This window comes from Stygiolobus sp. CP850M (assembly GCF_037389425.1).
Lineage (GTDB): Archaea > Thermoproteota > Thermoprotei_A > Sulfolobales > Sulfolobaceae > Stygiolobus.
The window spans coordinates 1-6,212 of the sequence record NZ_JBBHKR010000004.1 but is presented as its reverse complement, the minus strand read 5'-3'; the positions used below and the strand labels follow the sequence as shown (position 1 = coordinate 6,212).

The 6,212-nt window shown below is 29.8% G+C and carries 4 protein-coding genes and 2 pseudogenes; 5 read left to right on the top strand and 1 reads right to left on the bottom strand.

The features are described 5' to 3' along the window. The 5 genes and pseudogenes from WIW89_RS00085 to WIW89_RS00065 form a co-directional block, all read left to right on the top strand. Nucleotides 1–274, top strand: a pseudogene (locus WIW89_RS00085) (glycosyl transferase family 2); the annotation flags it as partial. Nucleotides 275–285: 11 nt separating this feature from the next. Continuing rightward, entirely contained in the window at nt 286–1,320 is a 1,035-nt protein-coding gene (locus WIW89_RS00080) for a glycosyltransferase family 4 protein (RefSeq protein ID WP_337719267.1), read from the top strand. 262 nt (nt 1,321–1,582) lie between these two features. Then, entirely contained in the window at nt 1,583–2,596 is a 1,014-nt protein-coding gene (locus WIW89_RS00075) for a glycosyltransferase family 2 protein (protein WP_337719266.1), read from the top strand. A gap of 110 nt (nt 2,597–2,706) precedes the next feature. Further along, nucleotides 2,707–3,603, top strand: coding sequence for an FkbM family methyltransferase (locus WIW89_RS00070; protein WP_337719265.1), 897 nt, complete (start codon nt 2,707–2,709; stop codon nt 3,601–3,603). 605 nt (nt 3,604–4,208) lie between these two features. Further along, nucleotides 4,209–4,562 (top strand): annotated as a pseudogene (locus WIW89_RS00065) (class I SAM-dependent methyltransferase); the annotation flags it as partial. 167 nt (nt 4,563–4,729) lie between these two features. Here the strand turns inward: WIW89_RS00065 and WIW89_RS00060 are convergent. After that, a complete protein-coding gene (locus WIW89_RS00060) occupies nt 4,730–5,626 on the bottom strand; it encodes a glycosyltransferase family 2 protein (protein ID WP_337719264.1) in 897 nt (298 codons plus the stop codon). Between the last annotated feature and the right edge of the window lie 586 nt (nt 5,627–6,212).

Below are 6,212 nucleotides of genomic sequence, written 5' to 3'. Positions count from 1 at the left end.
TTATTTGTTGTCTAAGCTAACTGGAAAAGACTTGATAAGTTATCCCTTTTATTCTAATCCAATGAGATATTATATAATGCTAAGGAATAATATATATCTACTAACTCGCCGCAAGGTCGAGATAACTTATTCCAAGTACTTACCCTTCTTTGTATTATATTTGTACGAGAGTTTAGGGTTAAAAGAGACGTTAAAATATGTTTTAAGAGCAATAAACTGTGGAATTTTTGGCGACTTAGATAACGACAACAAAAGAATATTTAATTTGAAGTAGAGGTAATTGGCATGGCAGTAGAGGTAGTATTCTTTAATATACCTCATTTAAGTGTGGGAAGAGGAGGAGAGGTATGGGAATCTCAAGTTATTGAATACTTAAATAGAAGTAGTGAATTCAAGGCAAAGCTTATAACCACAAATTGTTGTCACATAAAAGACGTAGTAACAAGTTTCGAATATAAAGTTATACCCTTAAAAAAATATTTTGGTCTACATTTATTTAACTATAACGATATAAAAAATGATCTTGAAGAAGCTGAGATAGTTTATTATTTCAATTCATTTATTGGTAGTCAATTGCCTATTCTTAAGAATATCAAGAATATTAACAAAATCATATTTGGTTATCATGCCAAGAACGATTGGAACTATATTCAACGCGTTTATTATAGTCTTCTTAACTATAAAATAAGAAATATTGGTTATCACCACGTACTTACAAGATTTTATTACGAAATACTCATAAAGAGAGGATTCAATAACGTGTTCATAATACCTAATTTCGTAGATTTAAGTGAGTTCAAAAGAGTTGAAAAAGACAAAAATTTAATAGTAGCGCCTGGTGCAGTAACCAGGGAAAAAGGTATAAACACGTTATTAAATATTGCCAAAGTAAAAAAGGATCTGACTATATATATTACTGGAAATGAACCTTCTATGAAGTTGCCTAAAAATTTGAAATATCTAGGCAAGTTAAACAGAGAAGAATATACTAAACTCTTGGCAAAATCTTCAATTTGCATCTTACCTACATACGGGGAACAGTTTCCGATAACATTTCTGGAATGTCTGGCGTCAGGTAATTTGGTACTAGCAAGAGATTTACCAGTTCTAAGAGAGATTTCTGGAGGTATAGAAAGTGTTGATTTTGCTTCTAGTGATAATGAATTTATTATAAAACTTGAGTATCTTATGAACATATCAGATAATATGTATAAGTTCGACACTCTTTCAAATAAATCTATAGAGAGAGCTAAATTATTTGATAAAAATATAATTTTAGAAAAGTTTAAAAATAAATTGCTCGAAATCGCTAAAGAATAACATAATGTCGTCACTGGACTAGAAATTACGTTACTAAAGTTAATTCGAATAAAAACTGTAAACTAACTAACATTTTTAGCGTAATTAATCGTCTATAGCTTAATGTTAATACTGTGAAGAATAATAACTATAGAGCAGATTTTGTAATCGCTTCAAAAATAGGCCAAAGTGCGTAATTTTTATCGAATTTATAAGCAGACTAACTCAGTCTGCTTACCGAAAATCTTATCAACTCAACTAGGTATTAACGCAATAGTTAATAATGGAAGAGAATATAAAGTTTAAAGTACTCTTAATAATAGTTAAAATGGATGTTAATAAAATTTCCGTAATAATTACAGCACATAATAGGAAAAAATATATTCTAGAAGCTTTAAGCTCAGTTATAAATAATAATCTACCGAAAGATAAATTAGAAATAATAATAGTAAAAAATTATATAGATAGCGTTATAGATCCTGAAATTGAGAGGCTTTCTAAACAATACAATATAATTTCAATAATAGAGAATGATTTTAGATTAGGGGCGAAAATATCTAAAGGAGTTAAAAGCAGTTCGGGTGACGTTATAACTTTTCTTGAGGATGACGACATATATCTGCCCGCTAGGCTTTCTAATATTTTTCAGATATTTGAAAAAGATAGCAATATAATTTTTTATCATAATATGTTTGAAATTGTTGGCAATAAAAAAATAAATGAGATTGTTTCTGACTATAGGCATAATATAATATTTGCTTGTAATGATAAGCGAAAAATATGGAAGCAAATAGCTAAGACAGAAGCTAAGTTTAATCTTTCATCAATGGCGATAAGAGCTAGTGTATTAAGATCATGGATGGATTTAATTTCTAGAATTAATCTTGCAGTAGATAATACGTTATTTTACATTTCATTAACCGAAAAGGGATGCCTAATGATAGATCCTAGAATATTTACTAAGTTTAGAGTATCTGACAAAAAAGATTATACTAAAAACGAGAAAGAGCTCTATCCTTTTGTGCAATTTATGACCGAGAAATTCTACGAAGACTTCATTTTATTACATTCTGTATTCAGAGATAGTTATTTCGATTACAGCCTAAGAGAAGGTTTATTATTTTGGTATTTAAAACATAAAATTCTCTCTGAAGAGAATAGTACAAACTATGATATACATATTACAAGATTTTTAGATTTAATCCTTAGAAATAGGTTGCTTATAATATTATATTTTGTATCTTTATTACCTTATAGTATAAGAAAACATTTTATAAATAGATATTTTATTCGATGATATATACATTTAATTATTTAATAAGCACTTAAAGTTGAAATTTAAACATTATCAACTAACATCATTTATATATTAGCTTCAAATAGACCTTATATAGAAGGTGGTAAGTAATGGCGAGAGAATTATTTTATAAATTATCTTATTTTTTTCTTATTTTAAGCAATAAATATGGATTTACAAATAATTTACACTTCTTAATTAAGAAGGGTAAGATAAGGTTTCCAAGTGGTCTTAGTATTAAAGTAAATAAAGAGAACTTTAGGGATATACTATCTCTTTATCTTTTCTCTATTAAATACGGCGTGGAAATAGGAAATGACTGGAAAATAGATGAAAATAACTATACAATAACTACACCAGATGGAATAAAATTTTCGCTTAAGGGATTTGATCATATAATATTTGCGGAAACGTTTCTGTATGATACTCATTTTATAGATTATAATTTAGAAGGTAAAAACGTAATACATGCTGGAGCATATGTGGGCGAGACTGCATTATATTATGCTAAAAAAGGTGCTTACGTATACGCTTTTGAACCTCAGCTAGACTGTTATAATATAGCTATGCAAAATCTTAGATTAAACCCAGAATTATCTAGTCGAATAGTATTAAAAAATTGGGCCATAGGAGAAGATGGTGAAATAGAATTCCCTAATACAAAATGTTTTGGAGGTATATCAGCTTATGATAATTACAAGGAGAAGGTAAAGGTAAGAAGTGTAAGCATTTCTACGATTTTAGATGAGTTTAACATTGCCAATCCAGATATATTAGATTTAGATATAAAAGGGGCGGAATTCCAAGTTATTAACGATAAAGCTATACAGAAATTTCAGATTGTTAGAATAGAATATCTTACAGTAATCAACGGTAAGAGGATTGGGGATTTAAATTATTTGATTGAGAAACTTAAAGCTTATGGATTTACCAAAACTAGAATTTATAAGCATAATGAGTTGCCGTTTAATATTTCAGTTAATGGTACAATTCTTGCATCAAAATAAAATTAATTATTGTTTATATTTATTGAGAAAACCCTAAATCACTAAATTTCGTATATTAGAATTATATTTAATAATATAAAATAAATTCTATTATTCTATTAATTGAAAGTCGATAATCTGAAAGATATACTGTCTACGTAGTTATCTCCTATAAATATCTAAAATTCTAAGATATCAGGTATATTAAGGAGTTATTATAAAAACATAATTTAACGGGAATGATAAACAGAAATGCTCTTAGATTAATTTTTTTATGATAAGTAATGGACGAATCATTTAGGGATTTTTACTTAAGGGAGCGTAGAGTTTACGAGGGTACATTAGAAGAAGAACTAGGAAAACGTAATAGAAAATAAGAGGATGTTATATTATATAATGAGAGAATTAAAATTGTTGTTTCCAAGGATATTAATAATGTCCTAGACGTAGGAGGAGAATTGGAGCCGCCTTGTATTCTATAAGCCAATATGTGAAGATAATAACGCTTATAGTGGGGATTTATATATACCCCCTGAATATATACAAAAAGTTTTACATAATATAAAATTTGTAAATGCTACTGTATATGATTTAAGCTAAATACTCAATAAGAATTTTTTGATGTTGTATTGCTAATAGACGTAATAGAACATTTATTTGATACGGATAAAGCAATAGCCGAAATAAGGAAGGCTTTAAGGAAGGATGGCTTCTTAGTAATATCTACTCCTAATCTTTCCTCGTTTGCAAATAGACTATTATTACTTTTTGGGTATCAACCTCTTGGTACAGAAGTATCTACCAATAAACACTATGGGAGACCAAAGAAATACAATTTAAGAGAAGGTGTTGCTGGTCATATAAGGGTGTTTAGTTATAAAGCGTTACTTGAGTTCTTTAAAGATAATGGATTTGAAGTCTTAAAAGCATATACTGTAATAAATAATGGCCTAAAGAGTATAGCCTATTACACCATATAGAAAAATTCCTTATAACCATTAGTAAATCATTAGGATCAAGAATATTGGTTATAGGAAAGAAAGTATAATCAAGTTTGAAAATCAGCAACATGTTTGGCAGTAAGTAAAAATTTAAGGAAAATTGACGGACCGAAATAAGCCTTCTACCATTAAAAGCTAAAATAGGCTCAGATATACCTATTTTTCTCGACGTTAAAGAGCCCATCAACAATACCCTGCACTACTGCCTTAACTCCTCTTATACCTCTTCCTGCTTTGTTTGCGACGTATATCCAATACGTTAAATAGATTGGAAGAGACATGAAGAAAGTCGCCTTTTTGGGTAAAGGATCGAGATCTCTGTGAAAAACTATTTTTGATTTAATTGCATAATACAATCTCATCTCATTATACCTTCTAACCCCCTCCTTCATATCCACGTCATGATAAACCCTTGCAGAGCCTAAAGTCACGTTCTTGTATCCTAGTTTCTTTATCTTATATTGTAAATACCCATCCTCCCCGTTCCAAGGTATTCTCCTCCACGGAATTAAACCGGCTTTCTTTATTGCTTCCTTTCTAAACATGTAACTGTTAGCAAACACATCTACTTCTATCACTTTCCCCTCTAAGCTCTTGCAAGGGAAGCCAGAATATAAGGAAATTGTCCTTCTCATAAACTTAGAGAAGACTGCGCCAGCATACATAACCTTATCTGGAGACGAGTAATAGCAAGTGACTGGGGCTATCGTTCCGATTTCCTCATGCTTTTCAATATAATTTAAAAGCTTTTCAATTGTATCTCTTTCTACTATATTATCGTCGTCTATAAAGAATATATAATCCCCTTCTGATGCTTCTATAGCATCATTTCTGGATTTAGCCACTAACGTAGGTTTCTCATGTTTAATGTATTTTACGTAAGGGAATTCATTTTTTATCATTACCTCAGTACCGTCAGTAGAAGCGTCGTCCACAACTATAACTTCAAAATCCTTAAAAGTAGATTCTTTAAGTGAGTTTAATAGCCTTCTGAGTTTTTCCTTCCTATTGTACGTGGGAATTGCAACACTTACTTTTACCATCAACTTCACATGGAATCTTAGTTTAATATAGTTTATCACGTACGTTAAAGATAATATCTTATCGCATATATAAATCCTAAGTTCTTTAACGTACGTTCAACCTTAGCTTTGTACCCATTTCTGTGTAAGTTACTAACTAAATCTGTATATTCGTTATCCCATTCTACAAATACATCTGGAATTTCCTTTTATATAAGGAGTTATAACTCTTTCATGGTCGTCACAATCAATTGTTGCCGTATCAAAGGAACCATAAGTTTTAGTTAAACTTTCCCAACTTATTGTATTTTCGTCATCCTTTGCTCCAACACCTTTATATACAATAATTACAATATTAATGCCGTTTATCTTTAAATCCTCGCATAATTTTAACTTTCCTTTTATTTATTTCTACTGCTACATTTTCTTTAGCACCTGCTAGTGAGAAGTAAATTAGGGAATCACCAATACCAGCTTTTATATCTAGCACTATTTTTCTTAACATCAGCAGTTATGGGAATCTTAGGGAGGTAATACCAAGAAGTCGGTATTAGCGAGAAGTTTTTAATTTTAGACGTCTTCATACTGAAAAGATGTCAAACGGAAA

Excerpts from the sequence above, each read along its gene's own strand:
- WIW89_RS00075 (WP_337719266.1), top strand. The coding sequence starts at position 1,583 with ATGGAAGAGAATATAAAGTTTAAAGTACTCTTAATAATAGTTAAAATG.
- WIW89_RS00070 (WP_337719265.1), top strand. The coding sequence starts at position 2,707 with ATGGCGAGAGAATTATTTTATAAATTATCTTATTTTTTTCTTATTTTA.
- WIW89_RS00060 (WP_337719264.1), bottom strand. The coding sequence starts at position 5,626 with ATGGTAAAAGTAAGTGTTGCAATTCCCACGTACAATAGGAAGGAAAAA.
- WIW89_RS00080 (WP_337719267.1), top strand. The coding sequence starts at position 286 with ATGGCAGTAGAGGTAGTATTCTTTAATATACCTCATTTAAGTGTGGGA.